Annotated in this window: 22 protein-coding genes; 17 read left to right on the plus strand and 5 right to left on the minus strand. The window is 62.1% G+C overall.

Annotated features, from left to right (window positions below; genetic code table 11):
- The first annotated feature begins 73 nt into the window (after positions 1–73).
- The 13 genes from alg8 to HBO09_RS13180 all read left to right on the plus strand — a co-directional run bounded on the left by alg8 (position 74) and on the right by HBO09_RS13180 (position 16,796).
- Positions 74–1,555, plus strand: a complete 1,482-nt coding sequence (gene alg8, locus HBO09_RS13120; protein ID WP_178120295.1) for a mannuronan synthase — start codon at positions 74–76, stop codon at positions 1,553–1,555.
- Positions 1,556–1,592: 37 nt separating this feature from the next.
- Complete coding sequence (locus tag HBO09_RS13125) at positions 1,593–2,762, plus strand: alginate biosynthesis protein Alg44 (protein ID WP_169994518.1); 1,170 nt, start codon at positions 1,593–1,595, stop codon at positions 2,760–2,762.
- A gap of 8 nt (positions 2,763–2,770) precedes the next feature.
- Positions 2,771–4,291, plus strand: coding sequence for an alginate biosynthesis TPR repeat lipoprotein AlgK (gene algK / locus HBO09_RS13130; RefSeq protein ID WP_169994520.1), 1,521 nt, complete (start codon positions 2,771–2,773; stop codon positions 4,289–4,291).
- On the plus strand, positions 4,288–5,775 hold the full coding sequence (locus HBO09_RS13135; protein WP_169994522.1) for an alginate export family protein: 1,488 nt from the start codon (positions 4,288–4,290) through the stop codon (positions 5,773–5,775). Before algK ends, HBO09_RS13135 begins: the two co-directional genes overlap by 4 nt.
- Positions 5,775–7,364, plus strand: a complete 1,590-nt coding sequence (algG, locus tag HBO09_RS13140) for a mannuronan 5-epimerase AlgG (RefSeq protein WP_169994524.1) — start codon at positions 5,775–5,777, stop codon at positions 7,362–7,364. Before HBO09_RS13135 ends, algG begins: the two co-directional genes overlap by 1 nt.
- 11 nt (positions 7,365–7,375) lie before the next feature.
- Positions 7,376–8,824, plus strand: a complete 1,449-nt coding sequence (locus HBO09_RS13145) for an alginate O-acetyltransferase (RefSeq protein WP_169994526.1) — start codon at positions 7,376–7,378, stop codon at positions 8,822–8,824.
- An 8-nt stretch (positions 8,825–8,832) separates the two neighbouring features.
- Positions 8,833–9,933 carry a mannuronate-specific alginate lyase gene (locus HBO09_RS13150; RefSeq protein WP_169994528.1) on the plus strand — a complete coding sequence of 367 codons (1,101 nt, stop codon included), beginning with the start codon at positions 8,833–8,835 and terminating at the stop codon, positions 9,931–9,933.
- A 217-nt stretch (positions 9,934–10,150) separates the two neighbouring features.
- The gene (locus tag HBO09_RS13155) at positions 10,151–11,683 is read left to right on the plus strand and encodes an MBOAT family protein (RefSeq protein ID WP_169994530.1); all 1,533 of its coding nucleotides are present in this window, start codon (positions 10,151–10,153) and stop codon (positions 11,681–11,683) included.
- A gap of 11 nt (positions 11,684–11,694) precedes the next feature.
- A complete protein-coding gene (locus HBO09_RS13160; protein WP_169994532.1) occupies positions 11,695–12,885 on the plus strand; it encodes an alginate O-acetyltransferase in 1,191 nt (396 codons plus the stop codon).
- Positions 12,886–12,901: 16 nt separating this feature from the next.
- The gene (locus HBO09_RS13165) at positions 12,902–13,555 is read left to right on the plus strand and encodes an alginate O-acetyltransferase AlgF (RefSeq protein ID WP_029297892.1); all 654 of its coding nucleotides are present in this window, start codon (positions 12,902–12,904) and stop codon (positions 13,553–13,555) included.
- Positions 13,556–13,775: 220 nt separating this feature from the next.
- Positions 13,776–15,227: a mannose-1-phosphate guanylyltransferase/mannose-6-phosphate isomerase gene (locus HBO09_RS13170; protein ID WP_169994534.1), complete on the plus strand. Its 1,452-nt coding sequence runs from the start codon at positions 13,776–13,778 to the stop codon at positions 15,225–15,227.
- A gap of 272 nt (positions 15,228–15,499) precedes the next feature.
- Complete coding sequence (locus HBO09_RS13175) at positions 15,500–15,964, plus strand: multidrug transporter (protein ID WP_169994536.1); 465 nt, start codon at positions 15,500–15,502, stop codon at positions 15,962–15,964.
- A gap of 19 nt (positions 15,965–15,983) precedes the next feature.
- Complete coding sequence (locus tag HBO09_RS13180; protein WP_169994538.1) at positions 15,984–16,796, plus strand: SDR family oxidoreductase; 813 nt, start codon at positions 15,984–15,986, stop codon at positions 16,794–16,796.
- Here the strand turns inward: HBO09_RS13180 and HBO09_RS13185 are convergent.
- The gene (locus tag HBO09_RS13185) at positions 16,793–17,650 is read right to left on the minus strand and encodes a LysR family transcriptional regulator (RefSeq protein ID WP_169994540.1); all 858 of its coding nucleotides are present in this window, start codon (positions 17,648–17,650) and stop codon (positions 16,793–16,795) included. The two genes, HBO09_RS13180 and HBO09_RS13185, sit on opposite strands and share 4 nt — an antisense overlap.
- Positions 17,651–17,760: 110 nt before the next feature.
- Here HBO09_RS13185 and HBO09_RS13190 point away from each other — a divergent pair, with 110 nt between their 5' ends.
- The gene (locus HBO09_RS13190; RefSeq protein WP_169994542.1) at positions 17,761–18,942 is read left to right on the plus strand and encodes an MFS transporter; all 1,182 of its coding nucleotides are present in this window, start codon (positions 17,761–17,763) and stop codon (positions 18,940–18,942) included.
- Complete coding sequence (locus HBO09_RS13195) at positions 18,942–19,346, plus strand: DUF4440 domain-containing protein (RefSeq protein ID WP_169994707.1); 405 nt, start codon at positions 18,942–18,944, stop codon at positions 19,344–19,346. The genes HBO09_RS13190 and HBO09_RS13195 overlap by 1 nt, the downstream gene beginning before the upstream one ends.
- A gap of 50 nt (positions 19,347–19,396) precedes the next feature.
- Here the strand turns inward: HBO09_RS13195 and HBO09_RS13200 are convergent, their stop codons facing one another.
- The 4 genes from HBO09_RS13200 to HBO09_RS13215 are packed head-to-tail and all read right to left on the minus strand — an operon-like array spanning position 19,397 to position 24,164.
- Entirely contained in the window at positions 19,397–20,257 is an 861-nt protein-coding gene (locus tag HBO09_RS13200) for an HlyD family secretion protein (protein WP_070995625.1), read from the minus strand.
- A 10-nt stretch (positions 20,258–20,267) separates the two neighbouring features.
- Positions 20,268–20,468, minus strand: a complete 201-nt coding sequence (locus HBO09_RS13205) for a DUF1656 domain-containing protein (RefSeq protein ID WP_029297878.1) — start codon at positions 20,466–20,468, stop codon at positions 20,268–20,270.
- Positions 20,458–22,641, minus strand: coding sequence for an FUSC family protein (locus HBO09_RS13210; protein WP_169994544.1), 2,184 nt, complete (start codon positions 22,639–22,641; stop codon positions 20,458–20,460). The genes HBO09_RS13205 and HBO09_RS13210 overlap by 11 nt, the downstream gene beginning before the upstream one ends.
- 11 nt (positions 22,642–22,652) lie before the next feature.
- Positions 22,653–24,164 carry an efflux transporter outer membrane subunit gene (locus HBO09_RS13215; RefSeq protein ID WP_169994546.1) on the minus strand — a complete coding sequence of 504 codons (1,512 nt, stop codon included), beginning with the start codon at positions 24,162–24,164 and terminating at the stop codon, positions 22,653–22,655.
- Positions 24,165–24,345: 181 nt separating this feature from the next.
- On the opposite strand from HBO09_RS13215, the gene HBO09_RS13220 reads away from it, so the two are divergent.
- Positions 24,346–25,314 (plus strand): LysR family transcriptional regulator, encoded by a 969-nt coding sequence (locus HBO09_RS13220; protein WP_029297870.1) that lies wholly within the window; start codon positions 24,346–24,348, stop codon positions 25,312–25,314.
- Positions 25,315–25,458: 144 nt separating this feature from the next.
- Positions 25,459–26,433, plus strand: coding sequence for a D-glycerate dehydrogenase (locus HBO09_RS13225; RefSeq protein WP_169994548.1), 975 nt, complete (start codon positions 25,459–25,461; stop codon positions 26,431–26,433).
- Positions 26,434–26,482 lie beyond the last annotated feature (49 nt).

The following is a 26,482-nucleotide window of genomic DNA, read 5'->3' on the forward strand; positions in this document are numbered from 1 at the left end:
AAGTTTCAAGCTGCAAGTGTCCTGATCCCCAGCGCTTGCAGCTTGAAGCCTTCTTCACCTTCGGATGACGCTTATGTCCAAGTTAAAACACGTACTGCTCCAATCCGCCGGCTGGCTGTTCTTCCTGAGCCTGCTGATGGGACTCGCCCTGCTGCTACCGGCGAGTACGTTCGACTCCGAGTCGAAGAATTTTATTTTCCTGATTGGCGCCGTGGGTATCTGGCGCTACTCCATGGGTGCGACGCATTTCTTTCGCGGCATGCTGTTCCTGTACGTGGTCTACCCGCACCTGCGGCGCAAAGTGCGCAAGCTGGGCAAGGCGGCGGACCCCTCCCATGTGTTCCTGATGGTCACCAGCTTTCGCATCGACGCCCTGACCACCGCCCAGGTCTACAGCTCGGTGATTCGCGAGGCCATTGAGTGCGGCTTCCCTACCACCGTCGTCTGCTCCCTGGTGGAAATGTCCGATGAGCTGCTGGTCAAGAGCCTCTGGGAAAAGATGAACCCACCGGATCACGTCAAGCTCGACTTCGTGCGTATCGCCGGCACCGGCAAGCGCGATGGCCTGGCCTTCGGCTTTCGGGCGATCTCCCGCCACCTGCCGGACGACCGCGCCGTGGTTGCGGTAATCGACGGCGACACCGTGCTCGGCGAAGGCGTGGTACGCAAGACCGTGCCGTGGTTCCAGCTGTTCGGCAATGTCGGCGGCCTGACCACCAACGAGTTCTGCGAAGTGCGCGGCGGCTACATCATGAGCGAGTGGCACAAACTGCGCTTCGCCCAGCGCCACATCAACATGTGCTCCATGGCCCTGTCCAAGCGCGTGCTGACCATGACCGGGCGCATGTCGGTGTTCCGTGCCAGCGTAGTCACCGACCCCGGCTTTATCGCCGACGTGGAAAGCGACTCGCTGCAGCACTGGCGCCTGGGCCGCTTCAAGTTCCTCACCGGGGATGACAAGTCCAGCTGGTTCAGCCTGATGCGCCTGGGCTACGACACCTTCTACGTGCCCGATGCGGCGATCAATACCGTGGAGCACCCACCGGAAAAGAGCTTTATCAAGGCCAGCCGCAAGCTGATGTTCCGCTGGTACGGCAACAACCTGCGCCAGAACTCCCGGGCCCTGGGCTTGGGTATGCAGCGGTTGGGCCTGTTCACCAGCGTGGTGCTGTTCGACCAGCGTGTGTCGATGTGGACCTCGCTGCTGGGCCTGACCGTGGCGATCATCGCCACCTTCAAGTACGGCGGCGCGTTCATCCTCGCTTACCTTTTGTGGATTGGCATCACGCGCCTGATCCTGACCCTGTTGCTGTCGTGCTCCGGCCACAGGATCGGCCCCGCCTACCCGGCGATTCTCTATTACAACCAGATCATGGGCGCGCTGGTGAAGATCTACGTGTTCTTCCGCCTTGATCAACAGTCCTGGACCCGCCAGGACACCAAACTGACCCGCGATTTGGCCAGCTTTCAACGTTGGTTCAACACCTGGTCGTCTCGGACCATGACCTTCTCCGCCGGCAGCATTTTCGTCGCCGTGTTGCTGATGATGGTCTGACCCTGCCAAGCCTGAATTAACTTAAGGAAATGCCCTGATGAACAGTCAAGTAAACGCCAACGTTGTCCACGAATCCGAAGCCCAGCGCCAACATGCCCGGGTGAAAATCCCGGCCAAGCTGCGCTTCTTCGGTGCCGACCGCACGCCCATGGAAGTGCGGGTCATCGACCTCTCCGCCGGCGGCCTGGCCTTCAATGCCGCCCAGCAACCGCTGAAGGTCGGTGATGTGCATAAAGCGCGCCTGCAGTTTGTCATCGACAACCTCGGCCTGGCGATGGACGTGGAGCTGTTGATCCGCTCCCACGACCGCCAGACCGGCCGCACCGGCTGCCAGTTCCAGAACCTGGATGCCCAGGATATTTCCACATTGCGTCACCTGATCACCTCGCACCTGTCCGGCGATATCGTGACCATGGGCGACGTACTGGCGACCCTGCAGCGCGACAACTTCACCAAGGCGCGCAAGGTCAAGGACAGCGGCAGCGGCATGAGCGCCTTTGGCCGCCTGCGCGCCGTGACCTTCAGCCTGGCGATCTTCCTGGTGGGCCTGGCGGCCTTCGGGTTTGTGTTCAAGTCGGTGTACGGCATGTACTTCGTCAGCCATGCCCAGGCCGGCCTGGTCAGCGTGCCGGGGATGAACGTCACGATGCCCCGCGACGGTACCGTGCAAAGCCTGATCAAGGACAACGGCGTGGCCGCCAAAGGCGCGCCACTGGCGACCTTCAGCACCAGCATGCTTGATGTGCTCAAAGGCCATCTGGACGAAGACCAACTGCAACCGGCCAAGGTCGAAGAGCTGTTCGGCAAGCAAATGACCGGCACCCTGACCTCGCCTTGCGACTGCATCGTCGCCCAGCAGTTGGTGGCCGACGGTCAATATGCGAGCAAGGGTGATGTGATCTTCCAGTTGGTGCCGCGCGGCAGCCAGGCCAACGTCGAAGCGCGTTTCTCCTATCGCCAGTTTGGCGATGTGCGCCCAGGCACCCCAGTGCGCTTCCAGGTCGCCGACGAAGAACAAACCCGCACCGGCACCATCGTCAGCAGCACCAGCCTCAACAGCGCCGACCTGTCCTCGGATATCCGCGTGCAGATCAAGCCCGATGCCCCGCTGGACAGCGCCTACGCCGGCCGCCCGGTGGAAGTGACCAGCGACCGTGGCCCGTCCCTGAACTGGCTGATCGATAAAGCCATGGCTGCTGGTTTGTAAGCGAGGACATGCCTGTGATGACTCTCTCAAAAACACCAAAATACCTGTGGGAGCGGGCTTGCTCGCGAAAGCAGTGTGTCAGCCAACACATGCATCAACTGACAGGGCCTCTTCGCGAGCAAGTCGAAGCGTCGAACCGCCGCTCCCACATTGGAACGCTGTGCACATTAACCCTTGCCGTCACACTGGCCGGTTGCGCCGGCCTGCCCGACCAGCGCCTGGCCAATGAGGCCCTCAAGCGTGGCGACACCGCCACCGCTGCGCAGAACTACCAGCAACTGGCTGACCTGGGCTACAGCGAAGCCCAAGTAGGCATGGCCGACATTCAGGTCGGCAGCCGCGACCCGGCGCAGATCAAGCAGGCCGAGGCCACCTACCGTGCTGCAGCGGATACATCATCACGTGCCCAGGCCCGTCTCGGCCGCCTGCTGGTAGCCAAGCCCGGTGCCACCGAAGCCGAACACCATGAAGCCGAAAGCCTGTTGAAAAAAGCCTTTGCCAATGGCGAGGGCAACACCCTGATCCCGCTGGCGATGCTGTACCTGCAATACCCCCACGATTTCCCCAGCGTCAACGCGCAGCAGCAGATCGATACCTGGCGCACTGCCGGCTACCCCGAAGCGGGCCTGGCGCAGGTGCTGCTGTATCGCACCCAGGGCACTTACGACCAGCATCTGGATGACGTCGAAAAAATCTGCAAGGCCGCGCTCAGCAGCACCGATATCTGCTACGTCGAACTGGCCACCGTCTACCAGAAACGCGAGCAACCGGAGCAACAGGCCGAACTGCTCAAGCAGATGGAAGCCGGCTACAGCCGTGGCACCGTCACCGCCCAGCGGGTCGACAGTGTGGCTCGTGTGCTGGGCGATGCCTCACTGGGCAAGACTGACGAAAAAACCGCCCAGGCCCTGCTGGAAAAAATCGCCCCCGGCTACCCGGCGTCCTGGGTCAGCCTCGCGCAGTTGCTCTACGACTTCCCTGAACTGGGCGACGTCGAGCAGATGATGAAGTATCTGGACAACGGCCGCGCCGCCGACCAGCCCCGCGCCGAGCTGTTGCTGGGCAAGCTGTACTACGAAGGCAAGTGGGTACCGGCCGATGCCAAGGCCGCCGAAGCGCACTTCCAGAACGCCCAGGGCCAGGAAGTGGCTGCCGATTACTACCTCGGTCAGATCTACCGCCGTGGCTACCTGGGCCAGGTCTACTCGCAAAAGGCTCTGGACCACTTGCTGACCGCCGCGCGCAACGGCCAGAACAGCGCCGACTTCGCTATCGCCCAATTATTTTCCCAAGGCAAGGGCACCCGGCCCGACCCACTGAACGCCTATGTGTTCAGCCAACTGGCAAAGATCCAGGACACCCCGCAGGCCAATGAACTGGCCGCGCAACTGGAACAACAACTGCCGCCGGCCCAGCGCGCCGAAGCCCAGCGCCTGCTGCAACAAGAACTGGCCGCCCGTGGCGCCTTGAGCCAAAGCACGCTGCAACTGCACGCCCTGCAAGAAGAAGACGGCGAGGAATCCCTATGAAACTCAATCCATTCGTCAAGGCCGGTATTGGCCTGACCTTCGCCCTGCTGTGGTCGTGCCCGACCCTGGCCGCGCTGACCGAAGACAAGAACTTCGGCCTGGAAGTGAAAGTCACCGGCCAGTCCGAAGATGACCGCGACCTCGGCACGCAAAAAGGCGGCGACGTCAACGGCATCGGCCTGGATGTACGCCCGTGGATCTACGGTGAACGCGGCGCCTGGAGCGCCTACGCCATGGGCCAGGCGGTGGCCTCCAGCGACATCATCGAGACCGACACCCTGCAACAGTCCGATGGCGACACCACCGAGCAGTCGAGCAACAACGACCGCAAGACCAAGAAGAACTACCTGGCCCTGCGCGAGTTCTGGGTCGGCTACAGCGGTTTCACGCCCTACCCTGGCGAGATCCTCAAGCTGGGTCGCCAGCGCCTGCGCAACGACGACGGGCAATGGCGCGACACCAATATCGAAGCGCTGAACTGGACCTTCGACACCACCCTGCTCAAGGCCAATGTGGGCGCTGCCGAACGCTTCAGCGAGTACCGCACCGACCTCAAGGAACTGTCTCCCGAAGACAAGGACCGCCAGCACTTCTATGCCGATGCGGCCTACCAGTGGACTCCCGGCCATTGGGTCGGCCTGCGCGGGCATCACACCCATGACGACGGCAAGCTCGACTACCCGCAACCGGGTGTGGCCGCCGACTCCCTGGACAAGCGCCAGAATGGCGACCTGACCTGGCTCGGTATCGAGGCCAACAGCGACGCCTATAACTGGCGCAACACCAACACCGTCAACTACTGGGCCAGCGTCACCGGCATGCAGGGCGAGCGCAGCAACGTCAACGCCCTGAACAACGACGGCAGCCGCCCGGCCAGCGCCAAGCGCAACACCGATGTGGATGGCTGGGCCACCGACCTCGGCGTACGCCTGCGCCTCGACCCGCAGTGGCAAGTAGGTGCGGCCTATGCCCGCGCCAGCGCCGATTACGAACAGAACGGCCTGCAAAGCAACCGCTCGAATTTCACCGGCACACAATCGCGGGTGCATCGTTTTGGCGAGGCGTTTCGCGGCGAGATGAACAACATGCAGTCCATGAGCCTGTTCGGTTCCTGGCAGTTGCGCGACGACTACGACGCCAGCCTGGTCTACCACAAGTTCTGGCGCGTGGACGGCAACAAGCCGGTGGGCAGCAATGGCATCGATGCGCTGCAGAACAACTACGACGACGTCACCGGCGCCGTACTGCCCAGCGCATCCCTGCCGCTGCAAGACGGCAACAAAGACCTTGGCCAGGAGATGGACCTGGTGGTCACCAAGTACTTCAAGAAAGGCCTGCTGCCCGCGGCCCTGAGCCAGTCGATCGACGAACCGTCGGCCCTGGTGCGCTTTCGTGGCGGCGTGTTCAAACCCGGCGACGCCTATGGCAAGCAAGTCGACTCGTACATGCACCGCGCCTTTGTCGATGTGATCTGGCGTTTCTGATGGGAGCCTGCGCAATGAATCCTCACGCCCTCAAAGGCTCGGCCCTCCTCGCTGCGGCAATGCTGCTGGCGTGCGCCCCGGCCTTTGCCAATGTCGAGCCGCAGGTCAAGGCGCCCACCATCGCCAAAGAACTGCAACAGGCCAAGACCTACACCATCACCAGCCCGCCCACCGCGCCGCTGGAAATGGCCAAGCCTGAGCTACCGGACCTCTCGGGCTACACCGCACAAGCGGTGGCGAAGAAAATCGTGCGCAGCAAGGCCGGCAAGGTCAGCGTGCGCCGGATGATGCAGGAAAACGCCCTCAAGGACTTTATCGGCGGCGACAACAAGATGGCCGAATGGGTGGTGCGCCAGCACGGCATCCCCCAGGCGATCTTTATCGACGACGGCTACATGAACCTCAAGGACCTGCTCAACAAGGTGCCCAAGCAATACCTGAGCGAAACCTCGCCCGGGGTATTCCTGGCCAGGCTGCCGATTGTGGTCGGCGAAAAAGGCATCCTCGAAATCGATAACCAGACCCAGGAATTGCGCCTGTCCCAGGAAGCCGGTTCGTTCCTGGTCAACGACGGCCAGCTGTTTGTGCGCGACACCAAGATCACCGGCTGGCGCGAGAAAACCAACGGCCCGGCGACCTTCCGCTCGCCCAAGGAATTCCGCCCGTTCCTGCTGGCCTGGGGCGGCACCCAGACTTACATCGTCAACAGCAAGATGGCCAGCTTCGGCTACGCCAACAGTAAGTCCTACGGCGTGAGTATTTCCCAGTACACGCCGAACATGGCCAAGGTCCTCAAGCGCCCGGAACCTACCGGCTGGATCGTCGATTCCGAGTTCTCGGACATGTGGTACGGCTTCTACTGCTACGAGACCACCGGTTTTGTGATCAAGGGCAGCACCTACAAAGACAACATCGTCTACGGCATCGACCCCCATGACCGTTCCCACGGCCTGATCATTGCCGGCAACACGGTGTATGGCACCAAGAAAAAGCACGGCATCATCATTTCCCGTGAGGTCAACGACAGCTTCATCTTCAACAACCGCAGCTACGACAACAAGCTGTCGGGCCTGGTGATCGACCGTAACAGCGTGAACAACCTGATCGCCGACAACGAGATCTACCGCAACCACACCGACGGCATCACCCTCTATGAGAGCGGCGACAACCTGCTGTGGGGCAACAAGGTGATCAGCAACCGTCGCCACGGCATTCGGATCCGTAACAGCGTGAATATCCGCTTGTACGAGAACCTCGCCATGGCCAACGGCCTGACCGGCGTCTACGGCCATATCAAGGACCTGACCGACACCGACCGCGACATCGAGCTCGACCCGTTCGACACCAAGGTCTCGCTGATCGTGGTCGGTGGCGAGCTGGCGGCCAATGGCAGCGGACCGCTGTCCATTGACTCGCCGTTGAGCATCGAGCTGTACCGCGTGTCGATGCTCGCGCCGACCAAATCCAGTGGCATCAGCTTCTCCGGCGTTCTTGGTGAGCGCCAGGAAGAGATTCTCGACTTGCTGGTACGCCAGAAAAAAGCCGTGCTGATCGACCCTGTCGAACGCCAGACCCCATTGCAGGACTGAGGATGACCTTTATGCACCCACACATGATCAAGCTGCTCAGCCTCTCGGGTTTGACCCTCGGCATCCTGGCCGCCAGCAGCGGCGTGCGCGCCGATGAAATCAAGGCGCCGAACTTTACCGCCGAGCCGTGCTGCAACCTGTGCCCCGAGGCTCACGACGCAAAGAACTACACCACTCGCTACCAGCAGAACTTCACCACCCTGGTCCAGGCCCAGGGCGACTGGCTGTTCCGTACCCAGGAAGACCTGCGCACCGAATTCGACACCACCCCGGCCGGCTACAAGCGCATGCAGCAACTGCACGATGCGTTCAAAAGCAAAGGTGTGGAACTGGTGGTGGTCTACCAGCCGACCCGTGGCCTGGTTAACCGCAACAAGCTCAACCCGGCAGAAAAAGCGCGCTTTGATTTCGACAAGGCCCTGGGCAACTACAAAACCATGCTTGGGCGCTTTGCCAAGATGGGCTACGTGGTGCCGGACCTGTCGCCGCTGACCAATGAACAACTGCCGGACGAGATGCCGGCCCACGACTTCTACTTCCGTGGCGACCAGCACTGGACCCCGTATGGCGCCCAGCGCACCGCGAAAATCGTCGGGGCCAAGGTGCGGGCCATGCCTGAATTCGCCGGGATCCCCCAGCGTGAATTCGAGACCAAGAAATCCGGGCGCATGGGCAAGACCGGCACCCTGCACAACATGGCCGGGCAGTTGTGCGGCACCAGCTACGCGATCCAGTACATGGACCAGTTCAGCACCGAGCCCAAGGGCGAGGCGGCGGACGGCGACCTGTTCGGCGATTCCGGCAACCCGCAGATCACCCTGGTGGGCACCAGCCACAGCGGCAAGAACTACAACTTCGCCGGCTTCCTGGAACAGGAAATCGGCGCCGATATCCTTAACGTCGCCTTCCCCGGCGGTGGCCTGGAAGGCTCGATGATCCAGTACCTGGGCAGCGAAGAATTCCAGAAAAGCCCACCGAAGATTCTGATCTGGGAGTTCTCGCCGCTGTATCGCCTCGACCAGGAAACCATCTACCGCCAGATGATGGCCCTGCTCGACAACGGTTGCGAAGGCAAGCCAGCGCAGATGAGCGCCAGCACCACCCTCAAGCCCGGCAAGAACGAGCTGATGGTCAACAGCAAAAACATGGACCTGCGCAACAACCGTCATCAGGTCGACATTCGCTTCGCCGATCCCTCGGTGAAAACCCTGCAAGCCACCCTCTGGTACATGAACGGCCGCCACGAGGACATCAAGATCGACAAACCCGAAACATCCGAGACAGACGGGCGTTTCGCCTTTGAACTGCGCACCGATGAAGACTGGGCCTCGCAGAACCTGCTGGCCGTGGAAGTGCAGGGCCCCGAAGCGGGCGCTGCCGCGCAGAAAGTCGAAGCGAAAATTTGCACACGCAACGTATTCCCAAGCGGCGGTCAGCAGACCGCGCAACTTGGGCAATGAGGTTACCTATGCAGAAGTTACTGATTCCAACGCTGCTGGGCCTGGCGATGTTTGCAGGTCAAGCCAACGCCGCCGCGCCGCTGCGCCCGCCCCAGGGCTATTTCGCGCCGATTGAAGCGTTCAAGACCGGCGACTTCAAGAACGACTGCGACGCCATGCCGACGCCGTATACCGGTTCGCTGCAGTTTCGCAGCAAATACGAGGGCTCCGACAAAGCCCGCTCGACCCTGAATGTGCAGTCGGAAAAAGCCTTTCGCGACAGCACCGCCGATATCACCAAACTGGAAAAAGACACCAGCAAGCGGGTGATGCAGTTCATGCGCGACGGTCGCCCGGAGCAATTGCAATGCACCCTCAACTGGCTGGTGAGCTGGGCCAAGGCCGATGCGCTGATGTCCAAGGACTTCAACCACACCGGCAAGTCCATGCGCAAATGGGCGCTGGGCAGCATGGCCTCGGCCTATGTGCGCCTGAAGTTCTCCGAATCGCAACCGCTGGCCAAGTACCCGCAGGAGTCGCAACTGATCGAAGCCTGGTTCAACAAACTGGCCGAGCAAGTGGTCAGCGACTGGGACAACCTGCCCCTGGAAAAAACCAACAACCACTCGTACTGGGCCGCCTGGTCGGTGATGGCCACGTCCGTCGCCACCAACCGTCGCGACCTGTTCGATTGGGCCGTCAAGGAATACAAGGTCGGCGCCAACCAGGTCGACGCCCAGGGCTACCTGCCCAACGAATTGAAGCGCCAGCAACGGGCGTTGGCCTACCACAACTACGCCCTGCCGCCGCTGGCGATGATCGCCAGTTTTGCCCTGGTCAATGGCGTGGACGTACGCGGCGAAAACAACGGCGCGCTCAAGCGCCTGGGCGACAAAGTGCTGGCCGGGGTGAAGGACCCGGACATCTTCGAGCAGAAGAACGGCAAGGAGCAGGACATGCATGACCTGGAGCAGGACTCCAAATTCGCCTGGCTCGAACCCTTCTGCACCCTCTACACCTGCGCCCCGGATGTACTCGAACGCAAGCACGACATGCAACCGTTCAAGACCTTCCGCCTGGGCGGCGACCTGACCAAGGTCTACGACCCGGCGCACGAAAAAGGCCGTTGATGGAACGGGCTCCCAATGTGGGAGCGGGCTTGCTCGCGAAGGCGGTGTAACAGTCGCCTACTGTGTTGAATGACACACCGCCTTCGCGAGCAAGCCCGCTCCCACATTTTGAGCCGGTTTCGACAGTGAAAAAGTAATACCGCCCTCCCCGGTTTTTCGTGGGGGGTTTGGGGGGGCCGTTGGCCCTTGACTGTTGGTTAAACATGGAGAGATCGGGATGGTTTTCTCGTCCAATGTGTTCCTGTTTCTGTTCTTGCCGATCTTTCTCGGCTTGTACTATTTGAGCGGGCAACGCTATCGCAATCTGCTGCTGCTGATTGCCAGCTACGTGTTCTACGCCTGGTGGCGGGTGGACTTCCTGGCGCTGTTCGCCGCCGTGACCCTGTGGAACTACTGGATCGGCCTCAAGGTCGGTGCCGCTGGCGTGCGCACCAAGCCGGCGCAGCGCTGGCTGTTGCTCGGGGTGGCGGTCGACCTGTGCATCCTGGGCTACTTCAAGTACGCCAACTTCGGTGTCGACAGCATCAACATGATGATGAAATCGGCGGGCCTGGAGCCGTTTATCCTGACCCACGTGCTGTTGCCGATCGGGATCTCGTTCTACATCTTCGAGTCCATCAGCTACATCATCGACGTGTACCGTGGCGACACCCCGGCGACCCGCAACCTCATCGACTTTGCGGCGTTCGTGGCGATCTTCCCGCACCTGATCGCCGGCCCCGTGCTGCGCTTTCGCGACCTGGCCGACCAGTTCAACAACCGCACCCACACCCTGGATAAATTCTCCGAGGGCTGCACGCGGTTCATGCAGGGCTTTATCAAGAAGGTGTTTATCGCCGACACCCTGGCGGTAGTGGCCGACCATTGCTTCGCCCTGCAAAACCCCACCACGGGCGATGCCTGGCTCGGCGCGCTGGCGTATACCGCGCAGCTGTATTTCGACTTCTCCGGCTACAGCGACATGGCCATCGGCCTGGGCTTGATGATGGGTTTCCGCTTCATGGAAAACTTCAAGCAGCCGTATATCAGCCAATCGATCACCGAGTTCTGGCGGCGCTGGCATATCAGCCTGTCCACCTGGTTGCGCGACTATCTGTACATCACGCTGGGCGGCAACCGTAAAGGCACGCTGACCACCTATCGCAACCTGTTCCTGACCATGTTGCTCGGCGGCCTGTGGCACGGCGCGAACATCACCTACATCGTGTGGGGCGCCTGGCACGGCATGTGGCTGGCGATTGAAAAAGCCATCGGCCTCAACACCTCGCCACGCAGCTTCAACCCGGTGCGCTGGGCCTTCACCTTCCTGCTGGTGGTGATGGGCTGGGTGATCTTCCGTGCCGAAAACCTGCACGTTGCCGGGCGCATGTACGGCGCGATGTTCAGCTTTGGCGAATGGTCGCTGTCGGAACTCAACCGCGCCAGCCTGACGGGCCTGCAAGTGGCAACCATGGTGGTGGCCTACGCCACGCTGGCGTTCTTCGGCCTGCGCGACTTCTACAGCAATCGCCCGGCCGACAAGGCCAAGCCGGCTGACCCGAGCCTGATCAAGGCGGTGCCTGGGGATAACCCCGGCAGCATCCAGGAACCCGGCTTCAGCGTCGGCAGCAACGCCGCCGTGCAACCGGCCTACTGGACTGCCGACTGGCCACGCTATGCCATGCGCGCCCTGATTCTGCTGCTGTTCGTGGCGTCGATTCTAAAACTCTCGGCGCAAAGCTTCTCGCCGTTCCTTTACTTCCAATTCTGAGGGAGCCGACCATGACCCGCTCATTCCGCATCCTCTACACCGCGCTGTTCATGGCCCTGCTTATGGCCCTGGGCGCGTGGTCGGTGCGCAGTTTCTTCGGTTTCAATACCAACGCCGACGCCACCGTGCTCAACGGGCGCTGGGCCAAGGCGGTCGAGACCCATTACGACGATGAGTTCCCGATCAAGCGCCTGGGCACCAACCTCTGGGCGGCGCTGGACTACAAGCTGTTCAACGAAGGCCGCCCCGGCGTGGTGCTGGGTCGCGATCACTGGTTGTACAGCGACGAGGAGTTCAACCCCGCCGTCAACGAAGAGCAGAACCTGCAAGACAACTACGCCCTGGTCGAAGGCGTGCGCCAGACCCTCAAGGCCAAGGGCGTGCAGTTGGTGATGGCAATTGTCCCAGCCAAGGTGCGCCTGTACCCCGAGCACCTGGGTGAAGTGCAACCGGCGAGCATTCACGCCGGGCTCTACCAGGACTTCCATGCCCGGGTTGCCGCCGACAAGATCATCGCCCCCGACCTGCTGGGCCCGCTACAACAAGCCAAGCTCCACGGCCAGCAAGTGTTTCTGCGTACCGACACCCACTGGACCCCGGATGGCGCCGAAGTCGCCGCCAAACAATTGGCCAGTGCAATCAACGCCAAGACCCTGCTCAGCGGCGAGCCCCAGCGGTTTGTCACCGACGCCGAAAGCATCGCCCCCCACAGCGGTGACCTGCGCCTGTTCCTGCCTCTGGACCCGCTGTTCGAAAACCTGATGCCGCCCAAGGAGCCTCTGCAAAAACGCGTGACCCACGCGGTGCAGGCCCAGACGGCGGGCGACGATGCCCTGTTTGCCGACAGCGAAATGCCGGTGGCCCTGGTGGGCACCAGTTACAGCGCCAACCCCAACTGGAACTTCGTCGGTGCCCTCAAGCAAGCCCTGGGCAGCGAAGTGGTGAACTACTCCGAAGACGGCCACGGCCCGATCCTGCCGATGCTCAGCTACCTGAAAAGCGATGACTTCAAGAACAGCCCGCCACAAGTGCTGATCTGGGAGTTTCCAGAACGCTATCTGCCGGTGAACAACGAAATCGGCGAGGCCGACCCCAAGTGGGTTGCGCAACTCAAACAAGCCGGTACGCGCCAACAGAACATGGCAAGCAACACCCCCGTTAAAACCGAAAAATCCGAGACGCCCGACCGGGCGCAAAACTGAAAGAGAGGTAACTCACATGACTTTCACTACTACTCCGCGTCGTCTCGCCAAGACCCTGGCCCTGGCCGCTGGCATGAGCTTCGTATCGATGTCCGCCTTCGCCGGCGACGCCGCCCTCTACGGCCCCATCGCGCCGAAAGGCTCGAGCTTCGTGCGCCTGTTCAACGCCAGCAACCAGGAAGTCAGCGCCAGCGTCGGCAACACCGCGTTAAGCGATGTGGCACCCCTGGCCAGCAGCGACTTCAGCTTCCTGCCGGGCGGTGACTACAGCGCCAAGGTCGGCAGCCAGAACGTCACGGTCAAGCTGGCCGCCGATCATTACTACACCCTGGTCAACAGCGGCACTGGCCAGCCGCAACTGATCGAAGAACCACCGTTCAAGAACAAGCAGAAATCCCTGGTGCGCGTGCAGAACCTCAGCGACAAGGCCCTGACCCTGAAGACCGCCGACGGCAAGACCGACGTGGTCAAGGCCGTGGCCGCCAAAGGCCGCGGCGAGCGCGAGATCAACCCGGTGAAGGTCAGCCTGGCGCTGTATGACGGCGACAAGAAGGTCGGCGACGTGAAGCCGGTGGCGCTGGAGCGTGGTGAGGCAGCGGTGCTGTATGTCACCGGTTCCGGCAGCAGCCTGTCGCCAGTGTGGGTCAAGCGCCCCGTGTCGACCCGCTAATGATTTCCTGAATTGACGGCTACCCACTGTAGGAGCGAGCTTGCTCGCGAAAATCGCCAACGATAACGCGGGCATTCTGAATGAACGCGGTGTCTGGAAGTGCTTCGCGAGCAAGCTCGCTCCTACAGGGGATCAAGGTGGCAGTTCGGACCGAGACAAAAACAAGAGTGAAACGACTGAATTTCGTTGCTCTAACCCATACAGATTCAAGGAGAAACCCATGATCCCAGTAATCCTTTCCGGTGGTAGCGGCTCACGTCTTTGGCCGCTTTCCCGCAAACAGTTCCCTAAGCAGTTCCTGGCCCTGACCGGCGAACACACGCTGTTCCAGCAAACCCTGGAGCGCCTGGTGTTTGAAGGCATGGACGCACCGATCATTGTCTGCAACAAAGACCACCGCTTCATCGTCAACGAGCAGTTGAGCACGCGCAAGCTGGAAAGCCAGCGCATCCTGATGGAGCCCTTTGGCCGCAACACCGCGCCGGCCGTGGCCCTGACCGCGATGATGCTGGTCAACGAAGGCCGTGACGAACTGATGCTGGTGCTGCCCGCCGACCACGTCCTGGACGATCAAAAAGCCCTGCAACGCGCCCTGGCCCTGGCCACCGTGGCCGCCGAGCGTGGCGAAATGGTGCTGTTCGGCGTGCCGGCCACACGCCCGGAGACCGGCTACGGCTACATCAAGTCCACCAACGATTCACTGCTGCCCGAAGGCGTCAGCCGCGTGCAGCAGTTCGTCGAGAAGCCGGATGAAAAACGTGCGGTGGAGTTCGTCAAAAGCGGCGGTTATTTCTGGAACAGCGGCATGTTCCTGTTCCGTGCCAGCCGCTTCCTCGAAGAGCTGAAAAAGCACGACCCGGACATCTACGACACCTGCGTGCTGACCCTCGAGCGCAGCGAGCATACCGCTGATACCGTGACCTTCGACGAAGCCACCTTCGCCTGCTGCCCGGACAATTCCATCGACTACGCGGTAATGGAAAAAACCCAGCGCGCCTGCGTGGTGCCGCTCAGTGCCGGCTGGAGCGACGTGGGCTGCTGGGCCTCGCTGTGGGCGGTCAATGACAAAGATGCCAACGGCAACGTGACCAAAGGCGACGTGGTGATCCAGGACAGCAAGAACTGCATGATCCACGGCAACGGCAAGCTGGTGTCGGTGATCGGCCTGGAAAACATCGTGGTGGTGGAAACCAAGGACGCGATGATGATTGCCCACAAGGACAAGGTCCAGGGCGTCAAGCAGATGGTCAACACCCTCAACGAACAGGGGCGCAGCGAGACCCAGAACCACTGCGAGGTCTACCGCCCGTGGGGCTCCTACGACTCGGTGGACATGGGTGGGCGCTTCCAGGTCAAGCACATCTCGGTCAAGCCGGGCGCGTGCCTGTCGCTGCAGATGCACCACCACCGCGCCGAACACTGGATCGTGGTCAGTGGCACCGCTGAAGTGACGTGCGACGAGAACGTGTTCCTGCTGTGCGAGAACCAATCCACCTACATCCCGATTGCCTCGGTGCATCGCCTGCGCAACCCGGGCAAGATCCCGTTGGAGATTATCGAAGTGCAATCGGGCAGTTACCTGGGCGAAGACGATATCGAGCGGTTCGAGGATATCTACGGACGCTCGACGCCGGTTGAGCGTGGCGTGTCGGTGAAAACCATCGCGCAGTAAAACAGTCGTACGAGAAGCCCCTATCCAGCCCATTGCGTCCCCTATCCGCAGTGGGCTGGGTGGGGGCTTTTTTGGGGTTTTGGGTGATGCTGAGGGCCTTTTCGCGAGCAAGCCCGCTCCCACAGTTGGGCCGGGTCCATCCTTGGAATACGGTCAACCTGTGGGAGCGGGCTTGCTCGCGAAGGCGTCAGCCCAGCCAACACACCTCTTAAGGTAGCCAATCACGCCTACGCTTCAGTTAGGATGCTCGTTCCTTATTTGAGGTGGTCTCCATGTTCTTCGGCGTTCTACTGATCATCACCTGGCTGATCCTGCTGCTGCGCTACCCCGCCAAGGCCTTGCCGGTTTCCCTGGCGGCCGCCGTGGGCCTGGGGTTCGTGGCGATGTGGGTGGTGTGGCTGGACAGCCGCGAAGCCTCGCAGCTATCGCGCCTGGAGCTGCGCATCAGCTACGCCCCCGAGCAGTGCCCCGCCGACCGCCCCTTGCAGCTCAAGCTCAACAACGGCAACGACGTGCCCCTGACCGAATTGCGCTGGCGCGTCGCCGCCTACGCGCCGGGTGACACGGTGAACCTGGCCGATAACGTCTATGCGGCCCCCCGCTACCGCGGCCCCGGCGAGTTGCAGGCCGGTGCCGATTGGGAAGACTGCCTGCCCGTACCGCCGCTGCGCCCCGGCTATCGCCCGCAAACCCTGGAATTTCGCGCCGAGCACCTGCAAGGCAGCTTCGCCGACTGACCCGACATAGGATTGATCCATGCCCAACGTGCTTATCACCGGTTGCTCCAGCGGCATTGGCCGTGCCCTGGCTGACGCGTTCAAGTCCGCCGGCTTCGACGTGTGGGCCAGCGCCCGTCGTGAAGACGACGTCGCCGCCCTCGCCGCTGCAGGTTTTAATGCGGTGAACCTAGACGTCAACGACAGCGCCGCCCTGCAACACCTGGCCGAACAGTGGGGCGAGCTGGATGTGCTGATCAACAACGCCGGCTACGGCGCCATGGGCCCGTTGCTCGACGGCGGCACCGAGGCGATGCAGCGCCAGTTCGAGACCAACGTGTTTTCCATCGTCGGCGTGACCCAGGCGCTATTCCCCGCCCTGCGCGCAGGCAAAGGCCTGGTGGTGAATATCGGCAGTGTTTCCGGGGTGCTGGTCACGCCATTCGCCGGCGCCTACTGTGCCTCCAAGGCCGCCGTACATGCCTTGAGCGACGCATTGCGCATGGAACTGGCGCCGTTTGGCGTGCGGGTGATGGAAGTGCAGCCGGGGGCAATCGATACAAGCTTTGCGAAAAACGCCGGGGCCCAGGCGGAGTTGTTGATTAACGAAAAATCGCCGTGGTGGCCGTTGCGTGAAGGTATTCGTGCACGGTCCCAGGCTTCACAGAACAACCCGACTTCGGCCGAGCAATTTGCCGCGCAAGTGCTGAGGGCGGTGCAACAACCCAAGCCACCACGGCTGCTGCGTGCAGGCAATGGCAGCACCGCGTTGCCGTTGATGTCAGCGCTGTTGCCTAAAGCGTTACTGGAGAAAGTCTTGAAGAAGCGCTTCGGGCTCTCGGGTTCACTCTAGCCCTTCATAAAATCAATAAACGCCCGCACCTTCAGCGGCAAATGCCGCGTATCCGGGTACATGGCGTAAATCCCCTGTAGGGCGAAGCGATGGTCCGCCAGCAGGCGCACCAACCTGCCCGCCTCAAGATCCTCCTGCACCAGCCATTGCGGCAGCACTGCTACGCCATGGCCGCGCAGGGCAAACGCCTGAAGCACAGACGCGCTGTCGGCCGTCAGTGCAGTGGGGCCGGGGCGATATTGATGCTCGGCACCGGCCGGGTCGCTCAGGCTTAGCTCGGTCAGGCGGCCATGGCCCAGCTTGGGCACTTGTTCCAGCTCATCGAGCGTGCGAATCCCGGCAAACGCAGGCGCTGCCACCGCAAACACCTCGAACGTCGATAACTGCACCGCACGATGGTTGGAGTCGAGCAAGCGCCCCAGCCGAATCGCCACGTCAAAACGCTCCGAAATCAAATCGGCATGGGTGGAGGATGTGGATAAGTGAACATTCAGGTCCGGATGCAGGCGCCGGAAGGCTTCCACCCTCGGTGCAACCACGGCCAGCGCATATTCGACGGTGGTGGTGATACGCAGCGTGCCCTTGAGTTGGGCGTGTTCGCTGCGGGCCTCTTCCACCGCCAGCCGCGCTTCTTCGAGCATGCGGGTACAGCGTGAATAAAAGCGTTCGCCGGCGTCGGTGAGCGCCAGTTGACGGGTGCTGCGGGTCAACAGGGTAACGCCCAGCTCGGCCTCCAGGCGCTTGAGGTTGAAACTGACCACCGCACGGGTCTGGCCCAGCAGCTCGGCAGCGGCCGTCAACGAGCCGGCCTCGACTACGGCCTTGAATGTATCGAATCGGTCCAGGCTGACCATGGTCACCAGCCCCTTTGTCAAAATGAATTTGACAAACTAGCAGGCAAACCGAGGTATCCCAAGCCCTGCAGCACGCCTACCCTGCTCGCCTCACTCGCAGGATCATGTTCATGACCTACCGCTCGAAAATCACCTGGATCTTTTTGCTGGGCTTCGCCCTCGACCTGGTGAACATGTTTGTCGCCACCGTCGCCTACCCGGATATCGCCCGCGAGCTGCAGGCTTCGGTCACGCAATTGGCGTGGGTCAGCAATGCCTACCTGCTCGGGCTGACCGTGATCATTCCCTTCAGTGTATGGCTGGCGGCAATGCTCGGAGAAAGACGTTTGATTGCCGCCAGCCTGCTGCTGTTCGCGGGCGCTTCAGTAATGGTTGGTCAGGCCCGCTCGATTGAGGCGCTGATCGGTTGGCGCTTGCTGCAAGGTTTGGGCGGTGGCCTGCTGATCCCGGTGGGGCAGGCCTTGGCTTATCGACACTTTCCCGCCGCAGAACGCAGCCAACTCACCGCCCGGGTGATGTCGGTGGCACTGCTGGTGCCGGCGCTGTCACCGGCGTTGGGCGGGTTGCTGGTCGATAGCGTGTCCTGGCGCTGGATCTTCTACGCCAACTTGCCGTTGGCGTTGTTCACCCTGCTGCTGGCGTGGCTGTGGATAAAACCGGACGCGCCGGCAACTGCGCGCCCCACCCTGGAGATGGGCAACCTGTTCAAACAGATCAGCAACCCGATGCTGCGCATCGCGATGCTCGTCTACGTGTGCATCCCCGGTGTGTTTATCGGCACCAGCCTGATCGCCATCCTCTACCTGCGCGGCCAGGGCTATGACGCCACGCGCACCGGCGCACTGATGCTGCCGTGGGCATTGGCATCGGCGCTGGCCATCTTCCTCAGCAAGCAGCTGTTCAACCGCTGCGGCCCCAAGCCCTTGCTGCTGGCGGGCATGGGGCTGCAATGCGGCGGCATCCTGTTGCTCAACGAGCCGTCCCTGATCATTCTCGCCTACGGCCTGATGGGCCTGGGCGGCAGCCTGTGCAGCAGCACTGCACAGACCCTGGCCTTTCTCGATATCCCCGCCCAGCGCATGGGCCACGCCAGTGCGCTGTGGAATATCAATCGGCAACTGAGCTTTTGCCTCGGTGCAGCGGTACTCAGCGCCGTGCTATCGGCCTCGGATTCCTTCACCATGACCTTCTTGATCGCGGCAGCCCTGACACTGCTGCCGCTCTTGGCAGTGCTGAGCCTGGATACCTCCAGGGTTCGCGCACTGCTTCACCCAGCCAGCGAGCCTCAATGATGATTGATTACAGCGACTTTTTTGAAGAAGTGATCCAGACCCACATCGAGATCGAGCAATGGTTTGCCGGCACAGCCCCCGAAGGCACCCTGCAGAATCTGCTGGCGCGCTTCTCCCCCGAGTTCAGCATGATCGCCCCTGCCACCGGCGCGCGGGTCAATGCAGCCGGGGTCAACGCCCTGTTCACCCGCCTGGGCGGCATGCGTCCGGGGTTGAAAATCACCTTGAGCGAACTGACCGGCATTGACCGACATGCACGGGGCGCCACGGTGACTTACCGTGAACATCAAGTTGATGACAGCGGCACCCAGACGGACCGCCGCGCCACCGTAGTATTCGAGAAACAGGCAAGCGGCGCGTTGCTGTGGCGGCATCTGCACGAGACCTACATCCAAGGCCATTGACCCCTGTAGGAGCCGGCGAACCGATAGGCGATGTGCCTGATGCCCTTTGTTTAGTTCTGTGCCTGGTTAACGATCACGGTGCAGGTAATCCCCGCTGCCAACAACACGCCCTCCGGTACTTCATCGATATGAATGCGCACCGGCACCCGCTGCGCCAGGCGTACCCAGTTGAAGGTCGGGTTGACGTCGGCGATCAGTTCGCGGCTCTCGGGGTTGTCGCGGTCGTAGATGCCGCGGGAGATGCTTTCTACGTGGCCCTTGAGGGTCTCGCCGCTCATCAGTTGCATATCGGCTTTGTCGCCGACTTTGACGTGGGGCAGCTTGGTTTCTTCGAAGAAGCCATACACCCAGAACGAGTTCATATCGACCACGGCCATCTTGGCTTCGCCTATACGCGCGTAGTCGCCGCGATGCACGTTGAGGTTGGTGACATAACCATCCACTGCCGCCAGCACTTGCGTGCGTTTCAAATTCAGCTCGGCGGCTTCCAGTTGCGCCAGCGCGTGTTGGTAATCAGCCAGCGCAGAATCGGCGATGTTGCTCGCGTCGTCGCGGTTTTCCTTGGAGATCACCAAAGCATCAAGGTCGGCGCGGCGGTGGGCGTTGACCTTGCGCATTTCCCAGGTGGCTTTGCGTGAGGCGACCAGGGACTGCGCCTGTTTGACCGCGATTCGGTAGTGCTCGGGGTCGATCTGCATCAGCAGGTCGCCCTTTTTCACCAACTGGTTATCGCGCACCGGCACGTCGACCACTTCGCCGGTGACGTCGGCGGCGACGTTGATGATATCGGCACGCACCCGGCCATCGCGGGTCCATGGCGTCTGCATGTAATGCACCCACAAGGTGCGGCCAATCCAGATCGCCAGGGCCAACACCAGCAGGGTTGCGAGCAGGCTGAAAAACTTTTTCATCGGGGCATTCTCAACGGTAGACGGTCAGCGCCATGGCGCCGAAAAGACAGGTGAACAGGCTCAGGCGCAGCAACGCCGGGTGCCAGAAAAAACGGTACAGGTCAAAGCCGGCCAGGAAGCGATCCAGGGCCCAGGCCAGTCCCGCCGCGATGAAAAACATCAGGGTCATGGTCGGCATGTAGATGCCGTGGAAGGCGATTTCACGAGGCATGAACGGTTCCTTCAAGCTTGAGGGCGGCCAGGGGCGATTGCGGATCCAGCAGGGATGTGCGGATAAAGTGCAGGTAGCTTTTGACCCGGCGCAGGGCCGAGGTGTCGAAGTGCGGGGCGAAGGGTTCGTCGGTGGCTTGCACGCGGCTGATGGCGTGATCGACCGCGATCAGGGCGCGTTCCAGATTGCTCTGGCTCGGTTGCAGGAACAGCCGCACCAGCGAACGCCCCATCACCCGGATCGCCTGGCGCCACGGTTGGAACTCGGCATACGCCGGATGCACCGGCAGGATCGCCTGCTCCTTGCGTAGCTCAATGATCGCGTGACCGACTTCCAGCACCACGAACATCCAGCGCAGCAGGTTGCGTTGCACCTGTGGTTGGCCGGCGGCCAGGCCATAAGCCTGGTGCAGCAGGTCACGGGTGCGGCTCTCGAACCCCGAGGCCAGGCCCTTGAGCTTGCCGCTGATGGCAAACACCACTTGCTCACGCAGGTCGTGCTCCAGGCGGCGCCAGAGCCAAGGGCTGTTGGGCGGCAGGATAATCGCCCCCGCCGCTGCACACACCAGCATGCCGATGATCATGGCGATGTAGTCGTTGATAAAGGTGTAGGGGTTGTAGATCGTCAGGTTATCCGGCACGGAGCCGGTGCTGAAGAAAATCAGCAGGCCCAGGCCGACCCCGGCGTATTGCGGGCGTGAGGAGAGGAACGCGCCGAGCACGATCACCGGGGCGAGCATCACGCAGAGCAAAGGGAACCCGTCGATCCAGGGAAACACGAAGAACATCTCGACGAACCCCACCAGGGCGCCGATCAGGGTGCCGCAAGCCATTTGAAAAGCCATGCGCTTGGGGTTCGGCGTGGCAGCCGACAGGCCCACGGTGGCCGCTGCGATCAGGGTCATGGTGGCGCCACTGGGCCAGGCGGTGGCCACCCAGTAACTGCCCAGCACCACCAGAATGAATGAGGCACGAATCCCCGACGCGGCGCAGGCCAGCCAGTTGGTTTTCGGCGTGTAGGCCTCATCCCAGTCCTCACGCGCGTGGCTGTGTTCGGCCAGGGAGGCGTGGGTCTGCGCGTAGTTGTGCAGGTCGTCGACAAAGCGGTACAGCAGCTCATAAGCGGTGTGGAAATCCAACTGCTCGGCATCGCTCGGACCGCTCTCCTGGAACTGCGCCCGCAGGCTGCGGACCTTGGCGGGCAGGCTCTCTTTATAGGCCGTCAGTTGGCTCACCAGGCGCGTGGCATCGGGGCTGGTCAAGGCACGCCCACTGAAGCCATCGAGCAACTCGGCCAAGTCCTGCAGGCCGGGTTTGATCGCGGCCACCACATGGTCGGCAGCATCGCTGCGCAGGCGTTCAAGCAACTGGTGCAGGGCGTTGAAGCGCGTAGTGATGCCCATGAATTCGCTGTTCAAGCGGCTGAGCCGGCCATTGCGCCGACGCATATGCGGGTCTTCGAACACGGTGACACTGCGCAGCCCTTCAAGGCCCACGGCTTCGGCGATAAAGCGCACGTTACTGCTTTCAAAACCTTCGCGTTGGCTGCGGCCACGCAGGCCGTCGGTGACGAACAGGGCGAAGGTGCCAAAGCGCTGGTACAAGGCGTTGCGCATGGCCGCGCTGCTGGTCTGCGGGAGGATCGCGGCGCTGACCAGGGTCGCGCAGAGAATCCCCAGGGAGATTTCCAGCACCCGCCATACCGCCGCCATAAACGCGCCGTCCGGGTGGGCCAGCGCCGGCAGGCCCACCATCGCCGCCGTGTAGCCGGCCAGTACAAAACCATAGGCGCGGAAGTTGCGGTTGCGCGTGGCGCCGGCCGTGCACACGCCCACCCAGATCGCCAGCGCGCCCAAAAACAACTCGGTGTTTTGCGCAAACAGGGCGATCAACAACACCATCACCGCCGACCCCGCCAGGGTGCCGAGGAAGCGGTAGAAGCTCTTGGCAAACACCTGGCCGCTTTGCGGTTGCATCACGATAAATACGGTGATCATGGCGGTGCGCGGTTGCGGCAGTTCCAGGCGCATGGCCAGCCACAGGGTGAGGAACGCGGCGATCAGCACTTTGAAGATGTAGACCCAGGTCACGCCATCACTGCGCGCCCAGTCGAAAAAGCCACGGCGCCATTCCAGGGAATGCAGCCAACGCAGCGGTGCAGGCAAGGGAGTCATGGGAAACCTGATCAGTGATCGAACACGGCCAACGCCGCCGGGGTCTTGTTCGCGACGGTGGTGCCTGCCGCCGGCGCATCGTTGCCCGCACCCAGGCCGCCGCCCAGGGCGGTGACCAGTTCGGCATGGGCACTCAGGCGCGCGGCCTGGACCTGTTGCTCGACCTGTTGCTGGCGAAACAGCAAGGTCTGGGCATTGAGCACATTGAGGTAATCGGTCAGGCCACGCTGGTAGGCGATCATCGCGATGTCATAGGTTTTCTGCGCCGAGGCCACCGATTCGGCGGCGAAGGTCTGCTGCTTGGCCATGGATTCACGGCGGATCAGTTGGTCGCTGATGCCCTTGAGCGCATTGACCAGCGTCTGGTTGTAGCGGGCCACGGCAATGTCGTAGCCGGCGCTGGCTTCGCCCAATTGCGCGCGCAGGCGGCCACCGTCGAAGATCGGCAGGGTGATCGCCGGGCCGACGCTGTAGTTGAGCTTCTTGCCGGTGAGAAAGCCCAGCATGCCGCCGCCGGTAGCGACGTAGCCGAGGCTGCCCACCAGGTCTACATTGGGGTAGAAACCGGCGTGGGCCACGTCGATGCCCCGGGCCTGGGCCGCCACTTGCCAGCGGCTGGCGACAACATCCGGACGCTGGCCGAGCAATTGCGCAGGCAGTGCCGAGGGCAATTTCAGCGGCGCGCCGAGGACCAGGGTCGGCCGCTGCAATTTCGCGCCCTCCCCCGGGCCCTTGCCGGCCAAGGCCGCCAGTTGGTTGCGGGTCAGGGCGATTTCTTCGTCGAGGGCGTCCAGTTGCCGATGGGTTTCGGGCAATGGGGTCTGGGCCTGGCTGACTTCAAAGTGGGTGCCGATACCACCATCCAGGCGCTTTTGCGCCAGGTCGAGGATCTGCTGTTGCTGGGCCAGGGTGGCGGCGACGATATCGCGCTGGGCGTAATGCAGCGACAGTTGGATGTAGGCGCGTACCACGTTGTTCTGCAGCTCCAACTGGGCCTGGCGCGCCTGGGCGACGCTCATATGGGCCAGGTCCACCGCGCGCTCAGTGGCGTTGCGCTCGCGCCCCCACAGGTCGAGGGCGTAGCTCAGGCCCAGGGCGGCGTTGTTGTCCCAGGTGGTGGCGTTGTCCAGTTTGCCGGGGCCGTAGAATTGATCGCTGGGCCAGTTGTGGCGCTTGAGCGTGGCATCGCCGTTGATCTGCACGGCCTCGGCGGACTCGGCAAGCCCGGCCATGGCCCGCGCTTCGCGCACCCGGGCGGCGGCTTCGGCCATGCTGGGGCTGCCTTGAACGGCGAGGTCGATCCAATGGTTGAGTTGCGGATCACCGTAGGCTTGCCACCACTGGGTGGTCGGCCAGTTCGCATCCCTGGCGGCGCTCTGGATTGCGTCGTCGGTGGCCAAGGTATTGGCGGCGAGACTCTTGCCTTGGGGGGCAATTGCTCCGGTTCCGATGCAGCCGCTGATTGCTAACGATAAAGCCCAAACACTGAGAGTCTTCAGCTCTCTGCTGATGCGACGCGGCACTGCTGCGAATTCCTGAGGTGGTGTTGCGGGGACGGTGCGGCAATTCTAGGGGGCGCGAGGAATGGCGATAAGGTGGGATTCCTGTGAATCTTTGTTACCGTTCAGGCGATAATCCATTGGTCGGGGTCACTGGCCACCGTAACTTCGTGTCACAATTTGCCATCTCCCTTGAGAGCACCCCATGGACACTTTGCAAAATATGCGCGCCTTCAGTTGTGTCGCCGAAGCCGGCAGCTTCACCGCCGCCGCGGTGCAACTGGACACCACCACAGCCAACGTCTCGCGCGCGGTCTCCAACCTGGAGGCCCATCTGCAAACCCGCTTGCTCAACCGCACGACCCGCCGCATCGCCCTGACCGAGGCTGGCAAGCGCTATTTATTGCGTTGCGAGCAAATCCTGGCCTATGTCGAGGAAGCCGAGGCCGAGGCCAGCGACGCCCATGCGCGCCCCGCCGGGCAGCTCAAAGTGCATACCATGACCGGCATCGGCCAGCATTTCGTGATCGATGCGATTGCCCGCTACCGCCGCACCCATCCCGATGTGACCTTCGACCTGACCCTGGCCAACCGCGTGCCGGACCTGCTGGACGAGGGCTACGACGTGTCCATCGTGCTCGCCAGCGAGTTGCCGGATTCGGGGTTTGTCTCCCAGCGCCTGGGGATCACCTACAGCATCGTCTGTGCCTCGCCGGCTTACGTCAAAGCCAACGGCTGCGCGCAGCGGCCCAGTGATCTGCTCAACCATGCGTGCCTGCGCCTGGTCAGCCCGGTGATCCAATTGGACAAATGGGTGTTCAACGGCCCCGATGGCCAGGAAAGCGTGAGCATCAACAGCTCGCCATTTTTGGTGAACTCCGCCGACGCGATGAAGACCGCGATCATCAGCGGCATGGGTGTTGGCCTGCTGCCGGTCTACGCGGCCATCGAAGGCCTACGCAATGGCACCCTGGTGCGGATGATGCCGACTTACCGCTCCCAGGAACTGAATCTGTACGCCATCTACCCATCGCGCCAGTACCTGGATGCGAAGATCAAGACCTGGGTGGAATACCTGCGTGGCTCACTGCCGGAGATCCTCGCGGCGCACCAGGCGGAACTCGCGGCGTATGAGTTAAGCGGCAGTTTGGGGGCGGTGCGCCTTACAACCTGATTTGGAACACGGCCCCCCAATATTGAAAGTCCCCTGTGGGAGCGGGCAAGCCCACTCCCACATTGGTGATGCGGTGTCCTGACAAGTGGGTGCAGGAATGTTAGCTTGCTTGGCATTCTTCCCTGTCGATGAGCCCCACTTGCGATGAAAAAGACTGTCCTCGCCTTCAGCCGTGTCACCCCCCAGATGATCGAACGCCTGCAACAGGACTTCGAGGTCATCGTCCCCAATCCCAAGCAAGGCGATATCAACGCGCAGTTCAATGAAGCCCTGCCCCACGCCCACGGTTTGATCGGGGTGGGCCGCAAGCTGGGCCGGGCGCAGCTCGAAGGTGCTGGCAAGCTTGAGGTGGTGTCCAGCGTCTCGGTGGGTTATGACAACTACGACGTGGACTACTTCAACGAACGCGGGATCATGCTCACCAATACCCCCGATGTGTTGACCGAAAGCACCGCCGACCTGGCCTTCGCCCTGTTGATGAGCAGCGCCCGCCGGGTGGCCGAACTGGACGCCTGGACCAAGGCCGGGCAGTGGAAAGCCAGCGTCGGTGCGCCGTTGTTCGGCTGTGATGTGCACGGCAAGACCCTGGGCATCGTCGGCATGGGCAATATCGGCGCAGCCATCGCCCGCCGTGGGCGCCTGGGCTTCAATATGCCGATCCTCTACAGCGGCAACAGCCGCAAGACTGCGCTGGAACAGGAACTGGGGGCGCAGTATCGCAGCCTGGACCAGTTGCTGGCCGAGGCGGATTTCGTGTGCCTGGTGGTGCCCTTGAGTGAAAAGACCAAGCATCTGATCAGCCATCGCGAGTTGGGCCTGATGAAATCCAGCGCGATCCTGGTGAATATCTCCCGTGGCCCGGTGGTGGACGAGCCGGCGCTGATCGAGGCCCTGCAAACCCAGCGCATTCGTGGCGCCGGGCTGGATGTGTATGAGCGCGAGCCCCTGGCTGAGTCGCCGCTGTTCCAACTGAGCAATGCCGTGACCTTGCCGCATATCGGTTCGGCCACCCATGAAACCCGCGACGCCATGGCCAACCGCGCCCTGGACAACCTGCGCAGCGCCCTGTTGGGCCAACGCCCGCAGGATCTGGTGAACCCGCAAGTCTGGAAGGGCTAAGACACAACCCACTGTAGGAGCGAGCTTGCTCGCGAAAAACATTAACGAT

Origin of the sequence: Pseudomonas sp. WS 5027, assembly GCF_012985695.1 — a bacterium.
In the GTDB taxonomy this organism is placed as follows: domain Bacteria; phylum Pseudomonadota; class Gammaproteobacteria; order Pseudomonadales; family Pseudomonadaceae; genus Aquipseudomonas; species Aquipseudomonas hygromyciniae.

What these genes read in the sequence shown, in the direction of transcription:
- HBO09_RS13205 (WP_029297878.1), bottom strand. Translation starts at nt 20,468, where the DNA reads ATGCCTCGTGAAATCGCCTTCCACGGCATCTACATGCCGACCATGACC.
- HBO09_RS13210 (WP_169994544.1), bottom strand. Translation starts at nt 22,641, where the DNA reads ATGACTCCCTTGCCTGCACCGCTGCGTTGGCTGCATTCCCTGGAATGG.
- HBO09_RS13160 (WP_169994532.1), top strand. Translation starts at nt 11,695, where the DNA reads ATGACCCGCTCATTCCGCATCCTCTACACCGCGCTGTTCATGGCCCTG.
- HBO09_RS13145 (WP_169994526.1), top strand. Translation starts at nt 7,376, where the DNA reads ATGCACCCACACATGATCAAGCTGCTCAGCCTCTCGGGTTTGACCCTC.
- HBO09_RS13150 (WP_169994528.1), top strand. Translation starts at nt 8,833, where the DNA reads ATGCAGAAGTTACTGATTCCAACGCTGCTGGGCCTGGCGATGTTTGCA.
- HBO09_RS13220 (WP_029297870.1), top strand. Translation starts at nt 24,346, where the DNA reads ATGGACACTTTGCAAAATATGCGCGCCTTCAGTTGTGTCGCCGAAGCC.
- HBO09_RS13155 (WP_169994530.1), top strand. Translation starts at nt 10,151, where the DNA reads ATGGTTTTCTCGTCCAATGTGTTCCTGTTTCTGTTCTTGCCGATCTTT.
- HBO09_RS13180 (WP_169994538.1), top strand. Translation starts at nt 15,984, where the DNA reads ATGCCCAACGTGCTTATCACCGGTTGCTCCAGCGGCATTGGCCGTGCC.
- alg8 (WP_178120295.1), top strand. Translation starts at nt 74, where the DNA reads ATGTCCAAGTTAAAACACGTACTGCTCCAATCCGCCGGCTGGCTGTTC.
- HBO09_RS13125 (WP_169994518.1), top strand. Translation starts at nt 1,593, where the DNA reads ATGAACAGTCAAGTAAACGCCAACGTTGTCCACGAATCCGAAGCCCAG.
- algK (WP_169994520.1), top strand. Translation starts at nt 2,771, where the DNA reads ATGCCTGTGATGACTCTCTCAAAAACACCAAAATACCTGTGGGAGCGG.
- HBO09_RS13190 (WP_169994542.1), top strand. Translation starts at nt 17,761, where the DNA reads ATGACCTACCGCTCGAAAATCACCTGGATCTTTTTGCTGGGCTTCGCC.
- HBO09_RS13135 (WP_169994522.1), top strand. Translation starts at nt 4,288, where the DNA reads ATGAAACTCAATCCATTCGTCAAGGCCGGTATTGGCCTGACCTTCGCC.
- HBO09_RS13175 (WP_169994536.1), top strand. Translation starts at nt 15,500, where the DNA reads ATGTTCTTCGGCGTTCTACTGATCATCACCTGGCTGATCCTGCTGCTG.
- HBO09_RS13195 (WP_169994707.1), top strand. Translation starts at nt 18,942, where the DNA reads ATGATTGATTACAGCGACTTTTTTGAAGAAGTGATCCAGACCCACATC.
- HBO09_RS13200 (WP_070995625.1), bottom strand. Translation starts at nt 20,257, where the DNA reads ATGAAAAAGTTTTTCAGCCTGCTCGCAACCCTGCTGGTGTTGGCCCTG.
- HBO09_RS13165 (WP_029297892.1), top strand. Translation starts at nt 12,902, where the DNA reads ATGACTTTCACTACTACTCCGCGTCGTCTCGCCAAGACCCTGGCCCTG.
- HBO09_RS13170 (WP_169994534.1), top strand. Translation starts at nt 13,776, where the DNA reads ATGATCCCAGTAATCCTTTCCGGTGGTAGCGGCTCACGTCTTTGGCCG.
- algG (WP_169994524.1), top strand. Translation starts at nt 5,775, where the DNA reads ATGGGAGCCTGCGCAATGAATCCTCACGCCCTCAAAGGCTCGGCCCTC.
- HBO09_RS13225 (WP_169994548.1), top strand. Translation starts at nt 25,459, where the DNA reads ATGAAAAAGACTGTCCTCGCCTTCAGCCGTGTCACCCCCCAGATGATC.
- HBO09_RS13185 (WP_169994540.1), bottom strand. Translation starts at nt 17,650, where the DNA reads ATGGTCAGCCTGGACCGATTCGATACATTCAAGGCCGTAGTCGAGGCC.